General features: G+C 45.4%; 1 pseudogene. It reads left to right on the forward strand.

The window, feature by feature from the left end:
• Positions 1 to 643 (forward strand): annotated as a pseudogene (locus AB4486_RS25760) (carboxypeptidase regulatory-like domain-containing protein); the annotation flags it as partial.

The following is a 643-nucleotide window of genomic DNA, read 5'->3' on the forward strand; positions in this document are numbered from 1 at the left end:
GCGCCTTTATGAGGCAACATGGCAAAGACCTGATTGGCTTTCAAGGAAGATATTTACCAGCGCACTGGTTTGCGGGCCATATCGGTTGGTTACCAGAGTTCAATCGTTTTCCAATGGAGTTTGATATCTTGATCAACGGCGATCAGTCGGCATCGATAGAGCTCAATAAAACCGATGAACTGAACTTAGAGTCGATGGAGTACGATGTTTTCAAATACAACCTGTCGCTTGCAAATCTAACGGCCTTTTTAACGGTGAGAGATGATGACGACGAATTGAGCGTTGAACCTAAGCTTAACTCGAAAGTGGCTCGTAATCTGTTTGTCTCATACGCCGGTGACTATCGGTACACCAAAGCTTCTCACCAAGATGACTATCTACATACCATTGGCTTGGCCAAAAGTGGGTTTTCGGATACGTCGTGGAACATCTCAGGAACCGTTGATGGCTCTGGTCATCATGAACGAACGGAACTATCCCTAAGAAATGCGTGCAAAGAGTGCCTGCTTGATCCGTTGGAGGTTTTTCAAGAGCTCACCACCAATGTATCGGCTCGCTATCAAAAGCAGGAGGTTTCGTTTACTGCCTCCTTAGAAGCTCGAGTTAATCCTTATTTGCTCTTTAAGTTGGAAGGAACCAAAGA

The sequence above is a fragment of the Vibrio sp. 10N.222.55.C6 genome (genome assembly GCF_041473395.1).
Taxonomy (GTDB): Bacteria; Pseudomonadota; Gammaproteobacteria; order Enterobacterales; family Vibrionaceae; genus Vibrio; species Vibrio crassostreae_C.